The 24,673-nt window shown below is 41.0% G+C and carries 28 protein-coding genes; 21 read left to right on the forward strand and 7 right to left on the reverse strand.

Annotation, left to right across the window (positions count from 1 at the left end; genetic code table 11):
• Positions 1-42 precede the first annotated feature (42 nt).
• Genes G3M65_RS07310 through G3M65_RS07345 form a run of 8 tightly spaced genes read left to right on the forward strand, consistent with a single transcriptional unit; the run spans position 43 to position 8,931 of the window.
• The gene (locus G3M65_RS07310; protein ID WP_173833924.1) at positions 43-339 is read left to right on the forward strand and encodes a hypothetical protein; all 297 of its coding nucleotides are present in this window, start codon (positions 43-45) and stop codon (positions 337-339) included.
• Positions 329-1,078 carry an LOG family protein gene (locus G3M65_RS07315; RefSeq protein WP_173833925.1) on the forward strand — a complete coding sequence of 250 codons (750 nt, stop codon included), beginning with the start codon at positions 329-331 and terminating at the stop codon, positions 1,076-1,078. Before G3M65_RS07310 ends, G3M65_RS07315 begins: the two co-directional genes overlap by 11 nt.
• Positions 1,075-2,226: a metallophosphoesterase family protein gene (locus tag G3M65_RS07320; protein ID WP_173833926.1), complete on the forward strand. Its 1,152-nt coding sequence runs from the start codon at positions 1,075-1,077 to the stop codon at positions 2,224-2,226. The genes G3M65_RS07315 and G3M65_RS07320 overlap by 4 nt, the downstream gene beginning before the upstream one ends.
• Positions 2,207-5,602 (forward strand): AAA family ATPase, encoded by a 3,396-nt coding sequence (locus G3M65_RS07325; RefSeq protein ID WP_173833927.1) that lies wholly within the window; start codon positions 2,207-2,209, stop codon positions 5,600-5,602. The genes G3M65_RS07320 and G3M65_RS07325 overlap by 20 nt, the downstream gene beginning before the upstream one ends.
• A 5-nt stretch (positions 5,603-5,607) precedes the next feature.
• On the forward strand, positions 5,608-6,096 hold the full coding sequence (locus tag G3M65_RS07330; protein ID WP_173833928.1) for a DUF29 domain-containing protein: 489 nt from the start codon (positions 5,608-5,610) through the stop codon (positions 6,094-6,096).
• Between the two features lie 32 nt (positions 6,097-6,128).
• Entirely contained in the window at positions 6,129-7,382 is a 1,254-nt protein-coding gene (locus G3M65_RS07335; protein WP_173833929.1) for a M16 family metallopeptidase, read from the forward strand.
• The gene (locus tag G3M65_RS07340; protein ID WP_173833930.1) at positions 7,379-8,632 is read left to right on the forward strand and encodes a M16 family metallopeptidase; all 1,254 of its coding nucleotides are present in this window, start codon (positions 7,379-7,381) and stop codon (positions 8,630-8,632) included. The genes G3M65_RS07335 and G3M65_RS07340 overlap by 4 nt, the downstream gene beginning before the upstream one ends.
• Entirely contained in the window at positions 8,632-8,931 is a 300-nt protein-coding gene (locus G3M65_RS07345; RefSeq protein WP_173833931.1) for a hypothetical protein, read from the forward strand. Before G3M65_RS07340 ends, G3M65_RS07345 begins: the two co-directional genes overlap by 1 nt.
• On the opposite strand, the gene G3M65_RS07350 is transcribed toward G3M65_RS07345, so the two are convergent.
• Positions 8,903-9,589, reverse strand: a complete 687-nt coding sequence (locus tag G3M65_RS07350) for a sigma-70 family RNA polymerase sigma factor (RefSeq protein WP_173833932.1) — start codon at positions 9,587-9,589, stop codon at positions 8,903-8,905. The genes G3M65_RS07345 and G3M65_RS07350 overlap by 29 nt on opposite strands.
• 87 nt (positions 9,590-9,676) lie before the next feature.
• Here G3M65_RS07350 and G3M65_RS07355 point away from each other — a divergent pair, with 87 nt between their 5' ends.
• Entirely contained in the window at positions 9,677-10,069 is a 393-nt protein-coding gene (locus G3M65_RS07355) for a bacteriohemerythrin (RefSeq protein WP_173833933.1), read from the forward strand.
• Here G3M65_RS07355 and G3M65_RS07360 read toward each other — a convergent pair.
• Positions 10,040-10,312 carry a CPBP family glutamic-type intramembrane protease gene (locus tag G3M65_RS07360; protein ID WP_173833934.1) on the reverse strand — a complete coding sequence of 91 codons (273 nt, stop codon included), beginning with the start codon at positions 10,310-10,312 and terminating at the stop codon, positions 10,040-10,042. The two genes, G3M65_RS07355 and G3M65_RS07360, sit on opposite strands and share 30 nt — an antisense overlap.
• A 56-nt stretch (positions 10,313-10,368) precedes the next feature.
• Here G3M65_RS07360 and G3M65_RS07365 point away from each other — a divergent pair, with 56 nt between their 5' ends.
• From G3M65_RS07365 to G3M65_RS07375, 3 genes are read left to right on the forward strand one after another with little or no spacing between them, the layout of a single operon-like run.
• On the forward strand, positions 10,369-10,524 hold the full coding sequence (locus tag G3M65_RS07365) for a hypothetical protein (RefSeq protein WP_173833935.1): 156 nt from the start codon (positions 10,369-10,371) through the stop codon (positions 10,522-10,524).
• A 4-nt stretch (positions 10,525-10,528) separates the two neighbouring features.
• Positions 10,529-10,705 (forward strand): hypothetical protein, encoded by a 177-nt coding sequence (locus G3M65_RS07370; protein WP_173833936.1) that lies wholly within the window; start codon positions 10,529-10,531, stop codon positions 10,703-10,705.
• Positions 10,662-11,642: an RluA family pseudouridine synthase gene (locus tag G3M65_RS07375; protein ID WP_173833937.1), complete on the forward strand. Its 981-nt coding sequence runs from the start codon at positions 10,662-10,664 to the stop codon at positions 11,640-11,642. Before G3M65_RS07370 ends, G3M65_RS07375 begins: the two co-directional genes overlap by 44 nt.
• On the opposite strand, the gene lpxB is transcribed toward G3M65_RS07375, so the two are convergent.
• Positions 11,604-12,704, reverse strand: coding sequence for a lipid-A-disaccharide synthase (gene lpxB / locus G3M65_RS07380; RefSeq protein ID WP_173833938.1), 1,101 nt, complete (start codon positions 12,702-12,704; stop codon positions 11,604-11,606). The genes G3M65_RS07375 and lpxB overlap by 39 nt on opposite strands.
• Positions 12,701-13,117, reverse strand: a complete 417-nt coding sequence (locus G3M65_RS07385) for a hypothetical protein (protein WP_173833939.1) — start codon at positions 13,115-13,117, stop codon at positions 12,701-12,703. The genes lpxB and G3M65_RS07385 overlap by 4 nt, the downstream gene beginning before the upstream one ends.
• 64 nt (positions 13,118-13,181) lie before the next feature.
• Here G3M65_RS07385 and G3M65_RS07390 point away from each other — a divergent pair, with 64 nt between their 5' ends.
• The 5 genes from G3M65_RS07390 to G3M65_RS07410 all read left to right on the forward strand — a co-directional run bounded on the left by G3M65_RS07390 (position 13,182) and on the right by G3M65_RS07410 (position 18,286).
• A complete protein-coding gene (locus G3M65_RS07390) occupies positions 13,182-14,495 on the forward strand; it encodes a lipid II flippase MurJ (RefSeq protein WP_173833940.1) in 1,314 nt (437 codons plus the stop codon).
• Between the two features lie 68 nt (positions 14,496-14,563).
• A complete protein-coding gene (locus tag G3M65_RS07395) occupies positions 14,564-15,751 on the forward strand; it encodes a hypothetical protein (protein ID WP_217422970.1) in 1,188 nt (395 codons plus the stop codon).
• Positions 15,721-16,698 (forward strand): glycosyltransferase family 4 protein, encoded by a 978-nt coding sequence (locus G3M65_RS07400; protein WP_173833942.1) that lies wholly within the window; start codon positions 15,721-15,723, stop codon positions 16,696-16,698. Before G3M65_RS07395 ends, G3M65_RS07400 begins: the two co-directional genes overlap by 31 nt.
• On the forward strand, positions 16,691-17,518 hold the full coding sequence (locus tag G3M65_RS07405; RefSeq protein WP_173833943.1) for a glycosyltransferase: 828 nt from the start codon (positions 16,691-16,693) through the stop codon (positions 17,516-17,518). The genes G3M65_RS07400 and G3M65_RS07405 overlap by 8 nt, the downstream gene beginning before the upstream one ends.
• Complete coding sequence (locus tag G3M65_RS07410) at positions 17,519-18,286, forward strand: Wzz/FepE/Etk N-terminal domain-containing protein (protein WP_173833944.1); 768 nt, start codon at positions 17,519-17,521, stop codon at positions 18,284-18,286.
• On the opposite strand, the gene G3M65_RS07415 is transcribed toward G3M65_RS07410, so the two are convergent.
• Complete coding sequence (locus tag G3M65_RS07415; RefSeq protein ID WP_173833945.1) at positions 18,270-19,367, reverse strand: MraY family glycosyltransferase; 1,098 nt, start codon at positions 19,365-19,367, stop codon at positions 18,270-18,272. The genes G3M65_RS07410 and G3M65_RS07415 overlap by 17 nt on opposite strands.
• 13 nt (positions 19,368-19,380) lie before the next feature.
• Positions 19,381-20,409 carry a zinc-binding dehydrogenase gene (locus G3M65_RS07420; RefSeq protein ID WP_173833946.1) on the reverse strand — a complete coding sequence of 343 codons (1,029 nt, stop codon included), beginning with the start codon at positions 20,407-20,409 and terminating at the stop codon, positions 19,381-19,383.
• 17 nt (positions 20,410-20,426) lie between these two features.
• Between G3M65_RS07420 and hisD the strand changes: the two genes are divergently transcribed.
• From hisD to sppA, 4 genes are read left to right on the forward strand one after another with little or no spacing between them, the layout of a single operon-like run.
• Entirely contained in the window at positions 20,427-21,707 is a 1,281-nt protein-coding gene (gene hisD / locus G3M65_RS07425) for a histidinol dehydrogenase (RefSeq protein WP_173833947.1), read from the forward strand.
• A complete protein-coding gene (locus G3M65_RS07430) occupies positions 21,704-22,249 on the forward strand; it encodes a hypothetical protein (protein ID WP_173833948.1) in 546 nt (181 codons plus the stop codon). The genes hisD and G3M65_RS07430 overlap by 4 nt, the downstream gene beginning before the upstream one ends.
• A 2-nt stretch (positions 22,250-22,251) precedes the next feature.
• Positions 22,252-23,064, forward strand: a complete 813-nt coding sequence (gene lgt, locus G3M65_RS07435) for a prolipoprotein diacylglyceryl transferase (protein ID WP_173833949.1) — start codon at positions 22,252-22,254, stop codon at positions 23,062-23,064.
• Positions 23,048-23,893 (forward strand): signal peptide peptidase SppA, encoded by an 846-nt coding sequence (sppA, locus tag G3M65_RS07440; RefSeq protein ID WP_173833950.1) that lies wholly within the window; start codon positions 23,048-23,050, stop codon positions 23,891-23,893. Before lgt ends, sppA begins: the two co-directional genes overlap by 17 nt.
• On the opposite strand, the gene amrB is transcribed toward sppA, so the two are convergent.
• Entirely contained in the window at positions 23,883-24,659 is a 777-nt protein-coding gene (gene amrB / locus G3M65_RS07445; protein ID WP_173833951.1) for an AmmeMemoRadiSam system protein B, read from the reverse strand. The two genes, sppA and amrB, sit on opposite strands and share 11 nt — an antisense overlap.
• Positions 24,660-24,673 lie beyond the last annotated feature (14 nt).

Genomic DNA, 24,673 nt, shown 5'->3' on the forward strand with positions numbered 1-24,673 from the left:
GGTATAGTTTTACCTGCCCCTCTGGGGCAAAGGAGGGTTGCTATGAGAAAATTTTTCTTCTTATGTGCTATTCTTTCAGCACTTAGCCTTTCCGTGCCCACAGACCTGTCTTTTGCAAATACGCAAACGAAAAAACAGGTGGTGCAGGGAAAGGCTAAGCAGGTAAAGAAGAAGAGCTTAGCCACGAATAAGGGTTCAAAGAAAACCTTAGTAAAAGGTAAGTCAAACACTAAAAAAGTCGTTTACAAGAGACCTCGTTATGCCAGCAATGTTAACCAACCCAAAGAGGGTGAACTTCTTAAATTAGAGGGTATGATAAAAGACCTAAATGAACAGTGAAGAGATACGTCTCATAGAAGAGCTTAAGATAAGGCAGGGTGACACGTGGCGTGTGCTTAAGATAATGAGTGAGTTTGTCCAAGGTTTTGACGCTCTGTCTTCCGTCGGTCCTGCCATAACTTTTTTTGGAAGTTCAAGGCTTGATGAAACAGACCCTTACTACAAGAAGGCTTATAGGACCGCCTTTATGCTTGGAAGCCTTGGCTTTCATATAGTTACCGGTGGAGGTCCGGGCATAATGGAGGCTGCAAACAGAGGAGGAAAGGACGCAGGAACCCTCTCCGTTGGTCTAAACATTCAAATACCCACAGAGCAGGTGCCAAACCCTTATCAAAACATCTCTTTAAATTTTGACTACTTCTTTGTAAGGAAGGTGATGCTCCTGAGGTATTCTACCGCCTACCTTATATTCCCTGGTGGTTTTGGAACTCTTGATGAGCTTTTTGAAGCTCTGACTTTAATACAAACAGGCAAAAGCCCCCGATTTCCTATAATCCTCTTTGGCTCTGAATACTGGAAGCCCCTTCTTGACTTTATGAAAAACACTATGGTGTCCTACCGCACTATAGACCAAAGGGATATAGACCTTATATCCCTATGCGACAGTCCAGAGGAAGCGGTTGAGCTTATAATAGAGGAGATGACCGCCCTCTACAGAAGGCTTGAAAAGGAAGAGCCCTTCAATCCAATGTTTGAAAGGTTAAGGACCATACTTTCTGGAGCAGGTGTTTTGTCATGAGAATTCTACATATAGCGGACCTTCATGCAGGTAAAAGACTATACGACAGGATAGGCAGAAATGAAGACCTCTTGTATGCCCTTGAGCAGATAAAAAACATATGCAAAGAAGAGAGGGTAGACATTCTTTTGATAGCGGGAGATGTCTTTGACAAGAGAAACCCTGACTTTGAATCTCAGGGGTTGATAATGGAATTCCTCACAGAAATGAACGCCCTTGGACTGCATATACTGCTTATAGCAGGAAACCACGACAGCTACGACTTTATGAAGATATACAAAAACCTGAGGAAACTTGCGAACATTCATGTCTTTGATAGACCTTCTGCAAACCTCAAGGAATCCATATTTCAATACGAACAATTAAAGGTTGCCTGCCTTCCCTATCCCGATGAGAGGGTCCTGACTCACTTTGACGAAGAAAGGCAAAGAAGCTATGCGGAAAAAGTAGCGAATTACATGAGAGCCCTTGCACATGAAGTAGAAGACTCACGCTATAGGGTTCTTGTTGCCCACATGATGGTAGACAGAGCCCAAATAGCTGGCAGTGAACTCCAGTCAAGCGTAAGCCCCTACTATGCGATAAAGGCAGAGACAATCCCAGATACCTTTCAGTATGTAGCTTTAGGGCATGTTCACAGAAATCAAAGGATAGAAGGCATAGCCCCCAAGGTCTATTATTCGGGCAGTCCTTACCAGATAGATTTTTCAGAAAAGGGCATGGATAAGTTTGTAAACTTGGTGGTGCTTGAGGATGGCATGGCAAAGGTAGAACCTATAAGGCTTGACCTTAAGAGACAGCTTGTGGAGATAAGATTGAAGGAGGGAGAAGATATACAAAAATCTCTTGAACCACTGGCTAAGGAAAACCTACTGGTAAGGGTTGTCATGGAGGTAAAAATGTCAGACCCCTTTTTCCAGCAAAAGAGAGATGCTGTTTTTAGAATCCTTGGCGATAGACTGGCAAGGCTTGAAATAGAACCTGTAGGAACTTTTCAAGAGACAAAGGCGGAGACTGGCAAGATGGACTTGCTTAGCTTGTATGAGGACTTTCATAGGTTCAAATACAGGTCAGAACCCTCTGAAGACCTAAAGGCTTTACTTCAAAAACTTATAGACAAAGTTAGCCATGAGACCCATAAGGCTTGAGCTTGAAAACTTCACCGTCTACAGAGGAAAGCACAGTATTGATTTTTCACCTCTTAGCTTTTTTGTCATAAAGGGCAAAACTGGTGCAGGAAAGACAAGCCTTATTGATGCCATATGCTACGCTTTGTATGGAAAAGTTCCAAGATACGGAGGAGAAAAAGCCCATGCACACCTTGTCTCCAAAGGTCAAAAGTTTATGCAAGTGTCCTTGGAGTTTTCTGTAAAGGGAAAAAGATACAAAATAGAAAGAGAATATTCAGAAGGTAGAAGGAAAAGCCATTCAGAGTTTAGGTTCTACGAAGAAGGGAAACCCAAGCCTTTTAGAGAAAGGGAATTAGAAGACTATCTCAAAAATGTGCTTAGGCTTGACTATGGTATTTTTACAAAGGTTATATTGCTACCTCAAAACCAGTTTGATAGGTTTTTAAAGCCACAAAATCAAAGGGAAAGAAGAGAAATACTCAATTCCTTGCTTGGATTTTCTGAGCTTATTTCCTCACTAAAAGACTTAGTGGGAGAAGAGTATAAACATCTCACTGGCAAGCTTCAGCTTATGCAACAGAGATTTGAGCAGATGGCTCATATAACTCCAGAACTTATACTTCAAAAGGAGAAAGAACTTGAGAGGGTGGAAAAAGAATATAAGGAGCTTTCAGAAGAGGCATCCAAACTAACAGACCTACTTCTAAGGTGTAAGGAACGGGACAGCCTTTTGCAGGAATACAAAAAAACATTGGAAAACTTAAACAATTTATCCCTTCAAGAAGAAGACATAGCAAGCAAAAAACAACTTCTTGAGACCGCCCTTGAAATACTTCCTTACCTTCCAAAGGTAGAACAGTATGAGAACCTTCTTTTGCAAGAAGAAAATCTCAAAGAAGAGAAAAAGAAAAAAGAGCTTGACCTAAAAAAGCATTATGACGAAAGGGAGCTTGCGGAGCAGGAGTTTAAAAGGATAGAAGGAGAGTTTAAAAACCTTGAGTTATACCACAATAAACGAATTGAGATAAGCCAAACCTTACAGCTTATTGAGCAATATTTAAGTTTCAAAAAAGACTTAGAGAAGATAGAGGGAGATATACAGCGTTTAGAGGAGCAAAAAAACCTTTACGAAACACAGTTAAAGGAGCTAAGGGAAAGGTCTCGCAAAGGTTATGAGAAGATAAGAGAGGTGGAGCAAGCCATACAAAAACTTGAGGAAGAGGGTATAGAGCAAGAGTTTATTCAATCTCAGAGGATAAAGGAGCAGGTGGAGAAGTTGAGTGAATTGAAGAGGGAGCAGGAACAGGTCAAAAAACAGGTAGAAATACTTGAAAAAGACCTAAAAGGCAAGGAGGAGGAGCTAAACAAAGCACTAAAAGAAAAGGAGAAACTGGAGCATGCCATAGAAGAAATAGAAAGAGAGATATATAACCTTAGGAACTTTTTAGAAAAAGAGGGTGAACTACTTCAGGAGAGCTTTAGGCTTAAGGAACAGCTAAGTAAAGCTTTGGAACTCAAGCAGGTAAGCGAAGAGAAAGCTATGCATAAACAAAAATTGCAAGAGCTGGAGAAAAACCTAAGCCTTATGGAAGAAGAGTTGGAAAAGCTAAAAGAAAGAAGGCTTGAGGTGTATGCCTTTGAGATAAGGTCAAGTTTGAAGGAAGGAGACATATGTCCCGTATGCGGTCATAGATTGGAGCATATAGAATTTGAAGGAAAGGGAGAAGACATCGCAAGTCTAATTAGAAGACAAGAAGAATTAGAAAGAGCTATAAATGGTCTTAGGTCTGAGCTTTTTGAAAGGCAAGCCAAGTTCTCCCTTTTGGAAAATAAGGAAAAGGAATTGCAAGAATCACTGCATGGACTTTCCACAGAGGATATTCACAGAAAACTCTCTGAGGTAGAGGACATTCTAAAGGAAATTGAGGAAAAAAAGAGGCTTTTAAAGGACAAGGAGCAAACCTTAAGAGACCTCAAGACCAAACAATCTGAACTATCCAACTTTATAGACAACCTAAGGTCCGAAGAAGGCAGAATAAGAGAGGAGTTTCTCTCAAAGAACTCTATCCTTGAGAGGCTTATAGAAGAAATAGACTCCTTAGTTAAGTCTTTGGGAGAACCTTTGGATGTGGTGCTTGAAAAGGTCAAAGAAGTAGAAAAGGCGTATGAGGAGCTTAAGTTGTTGAGGGAAAGGGAAAGGAAGTTTAAACAGAGGTTTGATGAGATACAAAAAGAGCTTATGGAAAAGGAAAAGAAGTATGCGGAGCTTGAAGAGAGGTTAAAGGGATTAGCAGAGCAGAAGAGGTCTTTGGAAGAAAAACTTATGGACTTAGGCGGTAGGGTTATAAAAGCTACCGGAGAAAGCCCCTCTGAACTCTTAGCACACAAGCTAAAAAAACAAAACCAAGAGTTGGAAAGAAGGATAAGGGAAGTGCAGGAGAACTACCAAAAGACCCTCTCCTACTTGCAAAGATTGAGAGAGCAAGAAACGAGGCTTACTTCGGATATTCAAAACATAGAAAGGATGCTTTATCAATTGCAGACTCAAAAACAAAGCATGGCAAGTGAGATATACTTTCTCCAAGAGAAGTTTGGTAGTTTGCAAAACCTCAAAAGATATGCTTTGAGTCAAGAGCAAATAAGGGAGCTTCAACAAGAGATAGAAGAATATAACAGAGAAAGGCATAATCTTGAAAATAGACTAAAGGAGCTTGAGGTAAAACTTCAAAGCCTAAGAGAACTTCCTGAAACCTTTCAGGTTGAAGAGGAATTAAAGAACTTAAATGCATCTATTGAGGAAAACAGAAGACTGCACGGAAGTCTCCACAGCGATATAGAAAAGCTAAAGAAAGACCTTTCCGAGAAACAACGTTTGGAAAAGGAACTTTCTGAGCTTCGCATGAACTTGAGTCTTTACGAAAGGCTAAGGAACGACCTTGTAGACAATCAATTTCCAGAGTATGTGAGCCAGCTTATGCTAAAAAGGATTATTGATAGGGCAAGTTATTACCTTTTTAAATTCACTACGGGACTTTTTACCTTTGACCTACTTGAGGGAGACCTACATGTATATGACCACTCTACTGGATATCACAGGGTTGTTTCCAGTTTGAGCGGTGGTGAGACCTTTTTGGCGAGCCTTTCTCTTGCCTTTGCGGTTGCGGACATACTTTCCCAAAATGCACCTCTTGAAAGTCTTTTCATAGATGAGGGCTTTGGTTCTTTAGATAGGGAAACAAGAGATTCCCTTTCTGAGTTTTTTGATATGATAAGGCAGTCCACAGACAGGCTTGTGGGAGTTATAACCCACGTGGAAGACATAGCGGAAAAGTTTAGTCAAAGAATAGAAGTGGAAAAAAGGGACGGCTACGCAAGGCTTAAGGTCATATATTAATACTCATGAGAACCATAAGCAAAGAAGAGCTTAAAGCACTCTATCGCAAGGACTTTCCACTTTGGGCGGAGATAAACCACGAGCTTTTGAAGGAGAAACTCTACGACCTTGTGGACTGGGAAAACCTCTTGGAGGAAATAGAAGATATGGCACGGTCTGATTTGAAGACTTGTATAAGTCAATTGGCAAGGATATTGGAGCATCTCTACAAGTGGGATAACTTCAGAAACCTCGCTGGTGGAGAAACTGCAGGAAGAGGCTGGATAAAAAGTGTAAACAATGCAAGAAGGGAAATATTGGCAATGTTTGATGTTTATCCAAGTTTGAGGAATAAATTGCCTAACGAAGTTAGCACTGCATGGAAGTTTGCAAAGAGGAAGCTTGAAAACTGGCTTGAAGATAATGACTACAATCCGGAAGACTTTTATATTCCAGAGGAATGTCCCTATACTTACGAGGAGGCTATGACAAGGGACTTGAGAAAGGAGCTATGAGGATATTTTTATTACTTTTGGAGGTGTTTTTTATGGCGACAATGGTTTTTGCTGGAGAGCTAAGGACTTATAAGCTTCCTAACGGTGCAAAGTTAGTGGTAAATAAGAGAGAGGATACAGAAGCGGTAGCCTTGCATGTGTGGTTCAAGGTTGGCTCTGCCTACGAGGACTATCAGCAAAAGGGTATGGCTCACTTTTTGGAGCATATGCTCTTTAACGGCTCGGAGAAGTATCCATACGGACAGATAGACTACATTATAGAAAGTCTTGGTGGAAACCTTAACGCCGGCACTTCAAAGGATTATACCTTTTACCACATAACTATAGCAAAGCCTTATTGGAAACAAGCCCTTGAAGTGCTCTATCAGTTAACTCAAAAGCCTCTGCTCTTGGAAAACATGGTGGAAAAGGAAAAGCCCATTGTTATAGAGGAGCTAAGGCGTGGAAAGGACAATCCTACTACAGTCCTGTGGGAAGAGTTTGAAAAGGTCTTTTACAAAGTCTCTCCATACAGACATCCTATTATAGGCTACGAGGAAACCATTCAGAAGTTTACAAGAGACATGCTCCTTGAGTTTTACCACAACTTTTACCAGCCAAGGAACATGTTTGTGGTGGTGGTGGGATATGTGGAGCCGGAGGAGGTCTACAAGGAAGTGTTGGAAACCTTTGGAAAAGAAGAAGGTAAGCCTGTGCCAAAGGTGGAGATATTGCCAGAGCCAGAGCAGTTGGAAAGTCGCTCAAAGACCATAAGGGACAAAAGAGTGGAAAGGACATACTGGCTCATAGGTTGGAGAGCTCCTGCCATAGGCACGAAGGAATACTATGCCCTTGCAGTGCTTGACCAAATATTGGGAAATGGTAGGACTTCTCTCTTTTATAGGGAATTAAGGGAAAAGGGTCTTGTTTACAGCGTATCTACAGGAGACTTTGGAAAACCAAGGGATAACCTATTTTTCATTTACGCTACCTTGGACCAAGAGAAATTGGAGGAAGTAAAGGCAAGGGTCTTTGAGCTTATGAGGTCTCTCAAAGAAACTTTGACAGAAGATGAGGTTCAAAAGGCAAAGGAAAGGCTCATAAATTCAGAAGCCTTTGCCCTTGAGAGGGTAGAAAGGGATGCCTTTTATATTGGTTATTCTCTTACCGTTGTAGGTCTGCTGGACTATTACAAATACTTTGACAACAACATAAGAAGCGTGCGTCGTGAGGATGTGTTAAGGGTTCTTGAGAAATATATCCTTAGCAAGCCTTACAGTGAAGTTATTATGGTGCCAGAGAGATGAGGTTTATAATACTTTTGCTTTTTTTACTTAGCCTTTCCTTTGGAGGTGCAAGGGTGCAGGAACACATTTTGGAAAATGGAGTAAAGCTGATAACAAAGGAAACAAGGGGAAGAGGTATAGTCTCTGGTGTGATATTTATAAGGTCTGGGACGCATGGGGAGAAAAGGAGAGGGCTTACGAACCTTACCGCCTTGCTCCTTACAAAAGGCACAAAGACCTATAGCTCTTACCAGATAGCAAGCACCTTTGAGGACTATGGAGGTAGCGTATACGCCTCTGCCAGCGATGATTATGTGGAGATAGGCTTTTCCACTAAGGTGGAGGGTCTAAAGGAGGGTCTAAGAGTCATAAGGAGTATGCTCCTTGAGCCACTCTTTTCTGAAGAAGACCTTGAGAGGGAAAGACGAAACGTGCTACAGGCTATAAGGGCGAGAAGAGAAAGGGGGCAAGAGCTTGCGGTGGACGCTCTGCGAAGAATTACCTACAAGGGTTCTAACTACGAGGTTTTTCCTCTTGGTCTTGAGGAAGATGTAAAGGCTATAAGCAGGGAAGATGTGATAAATAGGTGGCAGGAAATACTGCGTTCTAAAAATGTGGTGGTAAGTCTTGTGGGAGATTTTAAGACAGAGCAGGTTTTACCTATGCTTAGAGAGGTTTTTTCTGAAATTCCCGAGGGAGAGTATCCACTAAATCCTGTGGATGTGCCTATGAGGGAAGACCTATTAGAAAGGGTGAAAAGACCGGGCTCTCAAGCTACGGTGCTTTGTGCCTTTGACGCTCCTGAGTTTAAGGGAAGAGAATACTTTGCCTTTAAGGTGTTGGATGCTGTGCTTGGAGATGGTATGACCTCAAAGCTCTTTAAGGAACTAAGAGAAAAAAGGGGCTACGCCTATGCGGTCTATTCCACATATCCCACTCGCCTTTCCTCTCCAAGGCTAATAGCCTATATAGGCACTTCTCCTGAGAAAAAGGAAGATGCTCTTAGAGACTTGATGGAAGTGATAAAGAATAGTGAAATAACGCCAGAGGATGTGGAGCTTGCCAAAAACAAGATAGTGGGAGACTTTCTATTGGCTCGCCAAACAAGGGCAAGACAGGCATGGTATTTAGGCTTTTTTGAGGTAATGGGCTTTGGCTGGAAGATGGACTCAGAGTATGTGGACAAAATAAGGTCAGTGAGTTTTGAAGAGGTGCAAGCCTTAAGAGAAAAATACCTTAAAATACATCACTGTGTGGTGGTGGAACCCTAATGGGAGACTTTACAAAGGCTGGACTTGACAAGGGAGACCTGCAAAAGGAGTTGGAGCATGTTTTAATATCTGCAAAAATGCTCTACAGAACCTACTTGGCAGGCATAGAAGACCTCACAGAAGAAGAGCTTAGCTACGACCTTATAGAATACAAAGACCAGCTTGAGAGGGTAATCATTCCCTTAGTCAAAAGGGCGGAAGCGGAAGGGGATGTAAAGCTTGTGGATATGGCTTACGAAATTAGATACACCTACGAGAAGCTCTTAGAGCTCATTCAACAGAAGCTAAAAACCTCTTGAGCTTTTCTATGGCATTAGCCTTTATTTGAGAAACCCTTGCCATAGATACGCCTAAAAGCCCTGCCACCTCTTTTAGTGGTAACTCCTCGTAATAGAGAAGCTGTAAGACCAACTTTTCTCTGTAGTCAAGAGTCTCTATAGCCTTAAGCAGTTTTTCTCTGAGGTCTTTTCTAATTACTGCCTCTTCTGGTCCTTCTTCTGTGCTTTCAAAAAGCTCCTCGTAGCTCCTACCCTCTTGAAAAAGTTCATCCAGGCTCATAAGATAAGAAAAGCTTATTGCCTGAAGGTCTTCTCTAAGCCTTTCTGGGCTCTCACCAAGATATTCCGCCAGCTCCTCATCGCTTACTTCACCGCCCTTTTCCATACTGAGCTTATCAATAGCTTGCCTTATCATCTTTTCTTTAGACCTAAGGCTCCTGCTTACAAAATCAAGACTTCTCAAGTAGTCGTATATAGCTCCCTTTATACGGAGCCTGAGGTAAGCGGTAGGGTTTTTGCTTTTGTCTAACTTTGGCAGAGACTCCACAAGAGCCAGAACTCCATATCCTATTAAGTCTCTTACATCCACAGAGGCAGGTAGGTGTCTGTGTATGCGGTAGGCTATCTGCTGAACTAAGGGCAGGTAAGAAAGCACAAGCTCTTTCTCTTCTGCGGTCATGGAAATATTTTAGCGGTTATGAGCTCTATCAGTGCATGGTAAGAATTTAAGTATACATTTACTTAAAAACTTAGGAGGTATTTAGGCATGCTTGAACTTAAAGATCTTCCAAAGGTTGCCAACGAGCTTTTTAACGCCCTGCACGAGGATGAACTACAGCTGATAAGGGAGCTATACATCTCCTGTGAGAAGGACAATCTTGAAGAGGTGGACAGGTTAATGGATATGCTCCTCTACGATGTGGAAGACCATTTCTCAACGGAAGAGGAACTTATGAGGGAGGCGGAGTTCTTTGCCTATCCTATGCACAAAGCTGAGCATGACAGCATGAGGAAAGAAATAAAAGAGCTTTACAGTAGCTGGAAGTCTGGAAGAAATACAAAAGATATCATGCACTTTCTAAAAGAGAGGCTCATACCATGGCTCCTGCTCCACATATCGCGTTGGGATTCAGTTACCGCTATGCATATAGGAGACTAAGAAGCCCAGCCATAGTATGTTGCTTGCAAGGTGCAAAAGGCTTACAAAAACCAAAGAGCCAGTCCTTTGGTATGCGTAGCCGTAAAGCAAAGAGGGCAAAAAGGTAAGCACAGACCAAAGGTCTGTGTAGAGTATCACATGAGGCACCGTAAAGAGAACTGAGACGTTTAGGTTTGACAGCCTCTGCATAAGGTATGCCCTAAAGAACAACTCTTCTGCAAAAGCCTGAAGGCTAAGGCTCATAAAGTTTTGAGGATGTAAAACATAAAGCAAAGGTAGTGCCAAAAGGCTTAAGTTCCATGGACTTTTTACTCCAAACCTCTCTGAAGGTAGAAAGACCAATAGTTTTCAACCCCTCAGACCCATTAAAATCTAAAATAAACGGTCAGCTCTCTGGTGGTGGCATGAGCTTTAGCCTATCTGGCACCTTAGAGAGACTACAGCTTAGGAGGTAGAGGCATGGAAGTAAAGCTACTTGTAAACGGAAAAGAGGTAAGACTAAAGGACTTTCCTCAAAGGGTGCTTTATAATCTCATTGAGGGTTATGTGAAAAGCCTAAACCTCCAAGAAGAGCCGAGGCAAGTAGAGGTTCATGTTAGGCTCAAAGAGGACCATAGTAGAGACACTAACCTTTGAGGTAGCAGAGGAACAAGAGGGTCTTAGGCTTGACCAGTTTCTCTCTCAGGCTTACCCCGACTTTTCAAGGAGCTACCACCAAAGGCTCATAGAAGAGGGCTATGTGCTTGTGGATGGTCTTGAGATAAGAAAGCCTTCAAAGAGGCTAAAAAGGGCAAGCCAAATAACCCTGCTTATTCCAGAGCCAGAGCCTCTTGAGGTGCTCCCAGAAAACATCCCCATTGACATAGTCTACGAAGACCAGCATATTCTCGTGCTTATAAAACCCTGCGGTCTTGTGGTGCACCCATCCCCGGGATACACCTCTGGAACGCTTGTGAACGCACTTCTTTATCATGTTAAAAGCCTCTCCTCCATAGGTGGTGTGGAAAGACCGGGCATAGTCCACCGGCTTGACAAGAACACCATGGGACTTATGGTGGTGGCAAAGACCGACATGGCACACAGAAGTCTCGCAGAGCAGTTTAAAGAAAGAAAAGTGGAAAAACTATACAAAGCCTTAGTAAAGGGCATTCCAAACTGGAGCTACAAGCTCATAGAAGCACCCATAGGAAGACACACAGAAGACAGAAAGAAGTTCACCATAAGAGAAGAGGGCAAGCCAGCCAAGAGCGAAGTCTGGCTTTTAAGAACCTTTCCCCGTCAAAGCATAAGCCTGCTTAAGGTAAAAATACACACAGGCAGGACACACCAAATAAGAGTGCACCTGTCTCATCTTGGCTTTCCCATCTTGGGAGACACCACCTATGGCTTTAAGAGAAGCTCCGTAGACAAAAGGCTACTTCAGACCCTTGGCGGTTGCCACATGCTCCTTAGCTATCATCTCTCCTTTGAGCATCCCCAAACAGGGCAAAAGCTCACCTTTGAAATACAAGAGCCAGAACCCTTCAAAAGCACCTTAGCCCTCATAGAAAAGCTTGAAGAAGAGCTCTCTTAGTCTTTGCACCGCACCCTCTCCACCAAGAACCTGCCTTAGCCTCTTAAACTCAAGCCTTTGGCTTTCCTTCCAATCCTCCTTCAGCTCCGAAAAAAACCTACACAAAGCCTCTGGACTTTTTTGAACCATCTCGGGCACCACATCCCTCTGGAGTATAAGGTTTGTGAGGGCTATGTTTTTTACCTTAACAAGAAGCCTTCCGAGAAGATAGGTTATGGGACTTACCCTATAAAAGACCACATGAGGAGAGTCCAAAAGGCTTGCCTCAAGCTCCGCAGTGCCACTGGCAAGAAGCGTAAAATCCGCATAAGCCATAGTGTTGTAAGAAGCCCTATCCAAGTCCTTGTTGGTTATGACCCTTATTGGAAAACCTGCAAACTCCCTCTCTAAGAAATCCCTAAAAGCCTCAAAGGTAGGAACAACCATAGGCTTTTCCACCCTCAGACATCTTAGCACCTCCTTCAGATAAGGCACATGCCTTTTTATCTCACTCCAACGACTTCCCGGAAGCAAAGCCACATAGTCCTCAAAGCCAAGAAAACTCTTCATAGCCTCCCTGCTTAGGCTTGGCTTTGCCAAATCCACAAGAGGATGCCCCACAAAATGCACCCTAAAGCCATCCCTTGCGTATTTTCTGTAAAAGTCCACCTCAAAGGGAAGTATCACAACAAGATGGTCTACAAGCTCCGATATTAGCCTTGCCCTGCCCTCCTTCCAAGCCCAAACCTGTGGAGAGATAAAGTAGATAATTTTTCTCACCTTCCCCTTAGCCCTCTTGAGAAGTGGCAAATTAAAGGCAGGAGCATCACACAAAAGGAGCACATCCACCTCAGGAAGAAGAGCCTCTATCTGTCTCCAAAGCCTGTAGACCTTTGGAATTTTTGGAAGAGCCTCCACAATACCCACTACAGAAAGCTCCTCTATGCGTGCCACACTTTTAAAGCCCAAAGACTCTAACCTCTCATCGGTTATGCCAATAAACTCCACACCCCCAAAGTCCTTGAAAATCTCATAAACATAGTTGCTTGCAGACCTCTCCCCCAGAGAAACAAAGACCCTCATTCAACCTTTGCAAAAGCTCCAAAGAGCCCTTCACCCTTCCTCTCTATCCTAACCCTCACACCCTCCAACCTCACAAAAAAGGCATAGGAAACCTCCACCCTACCAGAGCTCCTCACACTTACATACCTCTCCGCCCAGCAGTCCTCCAAGGCATTCCTAAAGGTCGCCTTCAAATAAGCCCCATCATGATGCTCCATAATCTCTGTGTAGACCACCTCCATGTAGTTATTCTCCTCCACCGCAGACCTCCACAAGCCCTCAAGCCCATCCTCAGAAACCTCAAAGGACACACCAAACTCCAAATCCTCTGGGTCCATGCCCTCAAGATACTCCTCTACCTTTGTCCTCAACACACCACAAAGCTCCCTTACCTTATCAAGCGAGGTCTGTCTGTAGGTTTCGTCTATAGGCATAGAATTATGATAACATTAAAAAGCATATAGTGTCGTAGTAAAATCGTATTACAGGTAAAAGCTTATGCAAGAGGCTAAATATTCTATCAATTATGTAGTTAGGCTACTTTTCAAAACATCTTCTATTAATGTTGCTTCTAGGATATTTGGATATTTAAGAACATTTTCTATAGCAATTTTGTTAGGATTTTCCTTGGATACGGATGCAGTCTTCCTTGCCCTTTCCATAATAGGATTATTTATTTTATTCTCTGAGTCTTTTGATACCGTTGGAGTTTCAAAGCTAGTAAGGTTATTTGAACAAGATAAAGAAAAATTTAAGATATTTGTTACAAATCTTTTTACACTTATTATACTTCTGTCTATCATAAACGTGTTTTTTGTAATTATATTGGTTTCTATATTACCATATGTAAGATTCATACCAAAGGAAATATCTATGTATGAGCCATTCAAACTTTCAATGTTTATTTTCTCTTTATACTCTGCTTTAAATTTCATATTTACTTTTTTTGGAAGTCTTACAAGAATAAGAAAACATTTTGTCTTATATTTCTTTGCAGAGTTTGTTTTTTATTTTTTCAATTTTGTTCTGACAACATTAGGATTAATGTATATTAAAAGCTATGTGATAATTCCAATATCTTTCCTAATCTCCTTATTCCTTGCAACTTTAATACTTATGCTTAAGAATCTATCTTATTTGGATTTTTCTGGTCTTAGTCTAAATTATATCAAAAAAGAGCTTAAATATATATTAAATGACTTCATAAGTGTATCATCCGCTTATGGAGCTTTCTATCTTTATACACTTGTAGATAAGTTTTTTGCAATCCACGTCGGAGAAAAAGCCCTATCTGCTCTTAATTATGGCTTTCTATTAGCAACTTCTGTGTGGAATATTTTAAGATTTGAAAGGATAGCTATTATAAACTTGGCAGAAAATTTGCAAAACTACAAAGCTTTTACGATTTTACTAAAAAACTATATTAAAATGCTAATTTTAATTTCTATCCCCTTTTCAATTATATTCTATGCATTACCTTATTACATAGTTAAGTTGCTATTTGGGTATGGAGCCTTTAGTTTAGAAGATATTTTATTGACATCAGAAGCGTTAAAGTATTATTCTTTTTCACTACCATTTACCATACTTTGGCCATTGGTTTTTAGAGCTATGATAGTTTCTAATCTTAGGCGTGCTGTTTTCGTTTTATCTATTTTTACTATACTCTTAAATATAATTACAAATTACATTTTTGTATTTATGCTTAGCTTAGGTATAAAGGGTATATGCATTGCTACCTTTATATCCTATGTGGTTTTAGTTGGAGGAGGGCTTTCTGTTATAATAGTAAATGGGAGAAAGGAAAAATGATTTTTCTCTTCCTATTTCTACTTAGTTGCATCATATTTTGGTGGATGCCTTATTTCATAAATATTCACGTGGGTATAGATAGAGAAATAAGTCAGTATACTTTTCTCGTATCTTTATTCAATTTTCTATTCTTTTCAATAGGTTATATAACTTTATACTTTTCTCTGAAGAATATCCGTTTTAGACCGTTGTTTTTTAGAGATTACAGTCTAAGAAAACTTTCTGAGTTTGCTGAAAATCTTTTGGTTCTTATAACACCTATATGTTTAATTTTTGCAATAACCTTTTTTTTCATGAGATTAGGTTATAAATACGGCGAAGGTCCTTATATGCCATTTATATTTCAGGTGTTCTTTTACTTACAAATATTTCTATACTTTGTATATGCAACTACAATAGGCACTAATAACTATAAACAAAGAAAGTTTATATTGTTAACTATATTTTTTATTTTAACTCGTTTCATAGTATCTTTACAATGGGGCAGGCTCTTTTTAGCTTATTCTATAGTTCCACTTTTTATACTACTACTTGCAAGAGGAATAATAAGACTCACTTTCAAAAATATAGTTGTTGCACTTGGTTTGTTTTTCGTTTTATTGTTTGCTATACCATTTTTTAGAGGGGATTTTTCTAAAATTCAGGGGGACAGTATATTTGTTGAAATCGGTTATTTGCTAGCTTTTGGTGGTCCAATTAGTCTTTTTGATGAATATAAGGATTTTTCTTATGAAGAAATTGCTAAAGCTGTAGGTATAGATGATAGATGTAATCCTTTGCTTATTTCTCTTACTGCTTGGCTAATTCCATATAAATATCTTGGTATTTGCACTCTTGATATATGGCAAGCAGAGGGTCGTCCTGCTACGCTTGATAGAATTTTTGCTATGTTAGAATTGGGTCCAAAAACTGCTTACGAAACGCTTTATGGTCCGGGTTCTGTATATTTCATAGAGCTTTACTTTGCCTTTGGTGAAAATCTTTTCATAGTTTATTTAATGTCTGCTTTGTTAGGAGGACTTTCTGCGTTTGCTTATACAAGGCTGAGATATAAGACTTTATTTGGAGTTGCATACTTAGAGATTTTACTTAAAGTATTGTTTGCGACAAGGTCTAATTTTGGACAGATATTTGAGAAAGCTATTCCTTTTGCTTTTGGTGTTATAATTATACTATTACTGATAAGTACTGATAAGCTTAATAAATTTCTTAAGGAGGTTGGTCATTGTCCAGCGAAATCCGCAAAGTGCTTATAACAACCAGTTCTAATGTTGGAGGAGTAAGGTTTGTTATGGAATCTTTATATTATGGTTTTAGTAAACTAGGCATAGAAAGTGAACTTGTAAACTTAAACAATTTAATTGCTAATGGTAAAAGATTAAAAGAATTGAGGGATACAAATATTTTAAAAATATTGAACCTTCATGCATTGTTTATTTCCCCTTTATGTAAGAACTGTATAAGTGTAGCACATGGCTTTCCAAGAAAGGATACATATAAACTTCATAGATATTTAGGTATATTATCTGCTTATATGTTGGCATCTAAGTTTTCAAAGTTTATAGCGATTTCAGAATTCACAAAAATGATTGTAGAGAGTATAATGGGCATAAAGATGTATGGAGTAATACATAGTCCCATACCACACGATTTTGCAGATTTGATATATTCTGGATATGATAGGCAAGACAAAAAGAAATACATAACTTACGTAGGAAGATTTCATCCTGACAAAAAAATAGATATATTTATAAATCCTCTTAAAGAGCTACTTAAACAATATACAGATTATAAGGTGTTAATAGTAGGTTATGGTCCATTGAAGGAAAAAATACAGAATTTGATTGGTGAAGACGATAGATTTATGATTATAGATAAACCAAGCAGAAACAAAATAAAAGATATACTTCTTAAAAGTAAAGTATTCTTCTCTGGAAATCCTTTTGAAAATTTTGGAATTACGTATCTCGAAGCTTTAGCTTGTGGTTGTAATTTGGTAATGCCTAATTTTGGCGGTGGAATAGAAATAGCACCAGAATATATAGGTAAAAGGATATTCACATACTATTTACCTGTTACTGATGAAAGGATATATGAAGCCTTAAAGAAAGCCTTAGTTTCTGAAAATATTCAAATAGACCTAAGTGAATATTTACCAGAAAGAGTAGCTATGAAGTATCTGGAGGTGGCAAAAAATGGATAAGAAGCCTAAAGTAAGCGTAGTAATGGCTTGTTATAGGGAACCTTTGGAGTATGTAAAAACAGCTGTAGACTCAATCCTAAATCAAACTTATAAAGATTTTGAGTTTCTTGTTATATTGAACGATGCAAATAATAGAGAATTGTACGATTTTTTACAAGATTTATCCAAAAGAGACAATAGAGTTAAGCTGTTTATATCAAATTTTAATCTTGGAATAGCTTCCAGATTTATATACGCGGACCTTTATGCAAAAGGAGATTATATAGCTATAATGGATGCAGATGATATTGCATTTCCTGACAGAATTGAAAAACAGGTTGAAATACTTGAAAAAAATATTGCAGATGTGGTAAGTGGTTGGATAGAAGAGTTTGATGATGAGAATAAAGATAATGTAGTAATAGGTATTAGGAAAGTTCCAGAAAAACATGAGGACATTTTAAAATTTGCAAAAAGAAGAAATCCAATTAATGATCCAACTACTATGTTTAAAAGGCAGTGCCTCTATGCTTTAAAAGGGATGAGTATATTAAACCATTTCGGTCTAGAATATATGATTTGGGTAAAATTGATGAAGGAAGGATGTAGATTTTATAATATTCAAGAACCAATATTAAGGTTTAGATTTAATCGTAGAACATACATGAGACGGAGAGGATTAGGTATATTTTGCGAAGAGCTAAAGGTGTTAAAATTTATGAAAGATATAAATTTCTTAAACAAGGAAGAGTATTATTTTAATCTTTTTGCAAGATTTACTGCAAGAGTTTTACTCTCACCTTTTATACCCTATATATATGCTATTCTAAGGAGGCGTTAAATGGAAAAAGAAAAAATACACTCTGTGAACGATGATGAAGTGGATCTGTATCAACTTATATCTATCATATGGCGAAGGAGAAATATTGCGGTTATGACCTTTCTTGTGTCTACCATTTTGGGCACTACAATAGCCTTTCTTTTACCTAATATCTATCAAGCAAGAGCTACTATACACTTGAATGTTGATTTATGGAAATATTATTTAGAGGAAGTAATTTCAAGCATCTCTCAAAATGAAAAGTTGTCTGTAATAGTACAATCTGATACTAAAAGTTCTAAAACTCAGGAACTAACACAATTTTTAGTATCCGCACTAAATGGATATGAATCTAGATTGAGAATTGCAAGAGAGCTGAAGGAAAAATATGGATTAGACTTAAATCTAAGTGATAGAAAAGATTTGGATAGAATTTATACTGTTCGCTTGGACAAAAATGGGGTGAACATAGTGTTAATCTCTGAAATGAAGGATAGAAAAATTGCTGAAGCCACAATAAAACTACTTATTGAGGAGCTTGATAGGAAGGCTAAGGAGTTTATATACGCATACTGTAGAAATGCTTATAAGGTGTGTGAAGAACACTATAGTATAGTTTTTGTAGAAGAGCCCTTTTCCTTTGATAAACCGGTAAAACCAAAGAGGGGTCTCATTATATCTGCATCAGCAATTTCTGGTCTTCTGCTTGGAATATTTTTAGCCTTCCTTTGGGAAGGATTGGCTCGGAGAAGGGATGAACTTAAAGCTAAGTCTAATCTTTCGATGTAGCCCATTGTGGCATCTTTTTACGAAGCAGTCTAAAGTATAAAAACACATAAAAAGAAGCATATAAGACAAAGCATAGGGCAAGCATAGGGCTTGAAGAGTGAAAGACAATTGCAGGAATTAGTGCAATTAGGTTGATAATCCACATAAATGTAGATGTGAGAGGGTTTCTGAATGGATGTTTTTTTGCTTTGAAAAACTTTTTTGTGTATATTTTGTAGACAAGCATGTGTAAGTGAAGACCGTCTGGTATCATGGGAGATAGCTTTCTCAAAATGGTTTTTCTATATACAGAAAAAAGCGTCTCCACTACTGGATAGCTATTAACCATAAGGGCAAACCATGGCGATACTTGTGGATTTCTCTCTACAAGCAAGATAGAAAGAGCACCAACGAGAAAACCAATTATATAGGCACCACCGTCTCCTAAGAATATAAGACCATAAGGATAGTTAAGCACAAAGAAGCCTATTATGGCAGAAACTATAAGGAGAGAAACATACAGGAGAGTTAGGTCATTGTGTTTGTAAGCTACGTAAGCTATGGCTAAAAGGTTTAGCACTGCGGTCATGCTGGCAAGCCCATTAAAGCCGTCTATTATGTTGTAGGCATTTACAAGACCTGCAAGGGCTATGGCGGTAAAGAGCAAAGAGAATACCTGCAGGGTAAAAAGATAGTCCACGTAAGGAATATCTACCTTTGAGACAGAAGAGCCAGTAAGGAATACAAAGGAAAGACCAGAGAGGAAAATTATGGCAAGTCTTTTTTTGGGGCTTAGGCTTTTGGTGAGGTCCTCTATTATGCCTGCAAGAAGGGCAGGCAGGGAGCTAAGGATTAAGAGGGCAAAAAGAGGAAAGAGGCTTTTATCTTTGAAAAATACAAGCGGTAGTGCAAGGCATAGGGATAGGAATATGGCAAGTCCACCAAGTCTTGGCGTGGGTTTTTGATGGAAGGTTTGGGGTCCTATGTGCAAGTGGTCGGTTATAAAAGTCCTTATCTTGTTAGAGAGCAAGACTATGCCAAGGTTAATGAAAAGCGAAACTAAGAAGGCAAAAACTAAGATTAATAGTTTTGACTCTTGCACATCAATCCCTCCCTCATACTTTCAACACCACCTTTCCAAAATGCCTTGATTCTTCTAAATACCTGTGAGCCTCCTGAGCCTCTTCCAGTGGAAAGACCTTGTCCACAACAGGCTTTAAAAGACCTCTTTCAAAAAGCTCCGTTATCTTAAAGAGGTCTGCCCTTGGACCCATATAAACGCCAAGTAGCTCTATTTCACGCACAAAGATATATCTTATGTCTATCTGTGTCTGTGAGCCTGTGGTAGTGCCAAAAAAGACCAACTTTCCACCTCTTTTTAGACACTCCACGCTTTTCCAAAAGGTTTGCGTTCCCACATGGTCTACCACTATGTCTACTCCTTCCTTAAAAAGCTCTCTGACCCTTTTGACCACATCCTCTTGGTAGTGGTTTATGACCATATCCGCACCAAGCTCAAGGCATCTTTTGGCTTTCTCCTCTGAGCCTGCGGTGGCTATAACAAAAGCTCCAAAGAGTTTTGCAAGCTGGATGCCTGCCACTCCCACACCAGAGGAGCCTCCCCATATGAGCACTCTGTGGTAAGGCTTTATGTGGGCTTTGTTAACCAGAGCGTTCCACACAGTCAAAAAGGTAAGAGGATAGCTACTTGCCTCTTCAAAGCTGAGGTTCTTTGGCTTTTTTATCACATTCCTTGCTGGGACGCTTATATACTGGGCGTAGCCTCCCTTTGACCTAAGACCTATAATGTCGTAATGCCTGCAGTGATTGTCCTGACCTGACTGACACTCATAACACACACCACAGGAAAGCCCCGGCGCCACCACCACCTCATCACCCTCTTTTATGTCCCTTACAAGACTTCCCACCTTTTCCACCACCCCGCTTATGTCTGAGCCAAGTATGTGAGGGAGCTCTGGCTTTATGGCAAGTGCTCCAGTTCTTACCCATATGTCAAGGTGGTTTAGGGCTACCGCCTTAACCCTTATGAGAACCTCGTCCTCTTTTATCTGAGGCTTGGGAAAGTCCTCCACAAGCCTTAGGTTCTCCACTCCACCAAAGTTTTCAAGAATAACCGCTCTCATGTTATGCTTATTATACTATGCGTATAGAGGATTTGAGAAACTCCGCTTGGAGGTTTAACGAGAGGCTAAACTTTGTAAAAAACAGAGGGCAGGTGCTTACAGAGGAATACGAGCATGTGGTAAAGGAGATAATCCAAAGAGTCCAAAAAGAGGGTGATAAGGCTATCATAGAATACACAAAGAGGTTTGATGGTCTTGAGCTCACTTCTGAGACTATGGAAGTCCCTTACGAGGAGCTTGAGAGGGCTTATAACGAGATAGAGGAAGATGTAAGGTCCGCCCTTGAGGTAGCCCATGAGAGGATAAGGAGGTTTCACGAAAGGCAGTTGGAGAGGAGCTTTTTCACAGAAGAGGAGGGTATTGTCCTTGGCAATAGGGTCTTACCCCTTGAGAGGGTGGGTATATATGTGCCTGGTGGGAAGGCGGCATATCCCTCTACGGTGTTAATGAACGCAGTGCCTGCGGTGGTGGCGGGTGTGGAAGAGGTTATTATGGTTTCTCCAAAGCCTAACCCCTATACCCTTGCCTCCGCCTTTATAGCAGGTGTAAGCAGGGTATACCAGATTGGTGGTGCTCAAGCTGTCGCAGGGCTTGCCTTTGGAACGGAAACCCTCCCCAAGGTAGATAAGATAGTAGGTCCTGGAAACATATTCGTAGCCCTTGCCAAAAAGCTCCTTTACGGCGTGGTGGACATAGACATGATAGCGGGACCCTCTGAGATACTCATAATAGCGGACGGTAGTGTAGACCCCAAGTGGACTGCCTCTGACCTTCTCTCTCAGGCGGAGCACGACGAGCTGGCGGGAGCTTTTATGATAACCACCGACGAAGAATACGCAAGGGAGGTCTCCCAATGGGTGGAAAAGCTCCTTGAGGACTTTCCAAGAAGGGAGATAGCCCAGAAGTCCATAGAGAGGTTTGGAACCATATTCCTTGTGGAAGACCTATACAAAGCCTGTGAGGTAGCAAACTACATAGCACCAGAGCATCTTGAAGTGCTTACAGAAGAGCCTTTTGCTCTGCTCCCTTACATAAAGCATGCGGGTGCGGTTTTTCTTGGCAAGTATGCAACAGAGCCTCTGGGAGATTATGTGCTTGGACCAAACCACACCCTACCCACAGGAGGGACTGCGAGGTTCTTCTCACCTCTTGGAGTCTATCACTTTCTAAAGAAAAGCTCTGTGATATACCTTTCTAAGGAGGGTTTTGAAAGGGTGGCGGACTATGCGGAAAGCATAGCAAAGGCGGAAGGGCTCTTTGCCCACTACTATGCGGTTAGAGTAAGGAGGGAGCCATGAAAAGACTGCTTTTGCTTTCCTTGCTTTTATCCTCCTGTGCTACCTTTGTCTGTCCTGAGGGAGAGGAGGTCAAAAGGACCTACTCGGAGTATAAATCCCCCAACTCCTATACCGCAGACCTTTCCCTTAGGTATGGTCTTTTGAGAATTCCCATAAGGGTCCAAAAGTCTGAGGGTAAGTTCCTCATAAGCGGTGAGGGTAGGACTGGAGAGATTTCTCTTAACAACCTGTGCGTAGCGGGTGCTTGTATAGACCTCCCTGTAAGTCCAGATGGTGTGATATTTGGCACGGTGCTAAGAGGCGATGAGAAGATGGCTTGTTCCTATTCTGGAGTTTCCTTTGAAAGGGATGATGGAGTGTTTAAGTCAAGGTATGTTTTCAAGGATGGAAGGCTTGCCTTGGCAGAGTTTTATGACACTAAAAGGGATAGGAAACTTACCCTTAACTACCTTGAGTGGTCAAAGGAAGGCTTTGCCAGAGCCATAAGGGTTCAGACAGAAGGTATAACCCTTACCCTCACTGTGGATAGCTTAAAATTTTAGCCATGTATCCCGTGCTTATAGAGATTTTTGGAATTAAGATATACACCTACGGCGTGCTTGTAGCCCTTGGTGCCCTTATTGCTTACTGGCTGGTGCTTAGGTTTGCAAAGAAGGAAGGCATAAACCCAAACCATGTGGAAAACACCCTTTTGCTTGCCCTCCTGCTTGGCATCCTTGGTGGAAGGCTCTCCTATGTGATAGAACATCCCGAGCATGTCCAAAGCCTTACGGATATTCTTTCCATATGGAACGGTGGTATGGACTTCTTTGGTGGTCTTGCAGGCGGAGTGGTAGGTGCGATCATTGGCATAATAAAATATCGCCTGCCCTTTTGGAAAACCGCAGACATGGCAGTGGTTGCCCTTAGCATAGCCCACGCTATTGGAAGGCTCGGATGCACTTCTGCGGGGTGCTGTTATGGAAAGCCCTTTCCCGTTGATGGCTCTGTGCTTCCGGGTATACACTTTTCAGACAAGTTTCCCTTCTTTTATGTGGTCTTCCCTCCCGGTGCGGTAGCACCCCCCTATATGCCTCTCTATCCCACTCAGCTTATGGAGTTTATGGGTTTAATGGCTATCTTCTTAGTTCTTCTCTTCGCCTATAGGAGAAAGCCCTTTGACGGCTTTGTCTTTTCCCTTTATATGCTTCTGTATGGCGTCCTTAGGTTTTTCCTTGAGTTTTTCAGGGGTGTGACGCCTCCCATAAGTGGCATAGGTCTCACGTGGAATCAGGTAGTTGCCTTGCTTATGATAGCCACCTCTATAGCTTTAGCCCTTTGGCTCTATAGGGAGGCAAGGCATGAAAAAGTGGCTTAAAAGGCTTTTGCTTTTTGGCATAATAGTTATGGTGCTTGGCTTTTTGGGGTCACTTCTTTCAAGGCTTCCAGTAGGCGACAGGGTAGCGGTCATAAAGGTAAAGGGTGCCATAATTGAACCAGATAGAATAGTTTCAAAGATACAAAAGGCAAAAGAGGACAAAAGCGTCAAAGCCCTCGTTCTCAGGGTAGACAGCCCCGGCGGTTCGGTGGGAGCCTCTCAGGAAATATACAGAGCCCTTGAGGACTTTAAAAGCTCTGGAAAACCCCTTGTGGTCTCCATGGGAAATGTGTCCGCCTCTGGAGGCTACTATATCTCCGCACCCGCAGACCTTATATTTGCCAACCCAGGGACCATAACAGGAAGTATAGGCGTGATAGTCCAACACACGGAGCTAAAGGACCTACTTGAAAAACTCGGCATAAGGACAACCGCCATAAAGACGGGAAAGTTTAAAGACACCTTGTCTCCCTTTAGAGACCTCACGCCAGAGGAGAAGGAATACCTCCAAAAGACCATAGAGGACGCTTACGAGCAGTTTCTCCAAGCCATATTGAAATACCGTTCAAAGAAGATAAGCGAGCAAAAACTTAGAGAAATAGCGGACGGAAGGGTTTTCACGGGCAGGGTAGCCAAAGAGCTGGGTCTTGTGGATGAGCTTGGAAACCTTCAAGATGCCATAAACAGGGCAAAGCAGATGGCAGGCGTGCCAGAGGCAAGGGTCTTTTATATGGAAGACAGGAGAGGCTTTATAAGAAAGCTCATGGAAGAGGGCTTTGAAGGTTTTGGAGGAGACTATCCTCTAATGCTTTACTATCTTATGAGATAAAGGCGTAGCCTCCGTAACCTACAACTCTTGCTGTATCTCCAGAACTATCTGCGGAAGTGCGGTAGTCTACAAGAACAGCCCTTAAGTTTTTCCTCCTTGCGTAGTCTAAAGCCCCTTCTATACCTCTTTTCCCACAGGCTTCGCATAGTTTACCCTTATCCTCATCTCCCTCCAAAATCCATGTATGACAATGACTATCAAGTTTCCTCGCGGTCTGGTCGTCGTAATAGTGGCTAAGGTCAGAGCTTATCACAAAAAGACATTCTCCATCGCAAAAGTGTTCAATCAAAGCTCTTATATCTTCCGCCTTTACTCTTCCGTAGACCACGGGGATAAGTAGAAATTCTCCTAAGGCAAGCTGAAGAAAAGGGAGCTGGACTTCAAGGGAGTGTTCCCAGAGATGGGGTTCGTCGTAAAAAAGCTCCTTCTTTTCCTTTGCGTAACTTTCAATACTTTCCCTGTCCACAAATACCTCTCCCAATGGTGTTTCAAAGGCTTCAAAGCTTCCAAAGGAATAACCTTTAAAGTCAAAAAAGTGGGAGGGACCTATAAGAAGAACTCTCTTTATAGGCTTTCCCCTTACCAAAGTGTAAACCTTCCCCGCAGTCTTCCCAGAATACTCATATCCCGCATGTGGCACCACAAGCCCTCTCACTTCTCCCCTTAACTCTATGCTTTCTTTCATAAGTTCCTCTATGTTTTTTCTCAACCTGTTTGGTTCTGAAGGATAAAAATAACCTGCAACCGCTGGTTTTCTTACCTTCATAGATTTAAATTTAA

Source organism: Hydrogenobacter sp. T-8 (assembly GCF_011006175.1).
In the GTDB taxonomy this organism is placed as follows: domain Bacteria; phylum Aquificota; class Aquificia; order Aquificales; family Aquificaceae; genus Pampinifervens; species Pampinifervens florentissimum.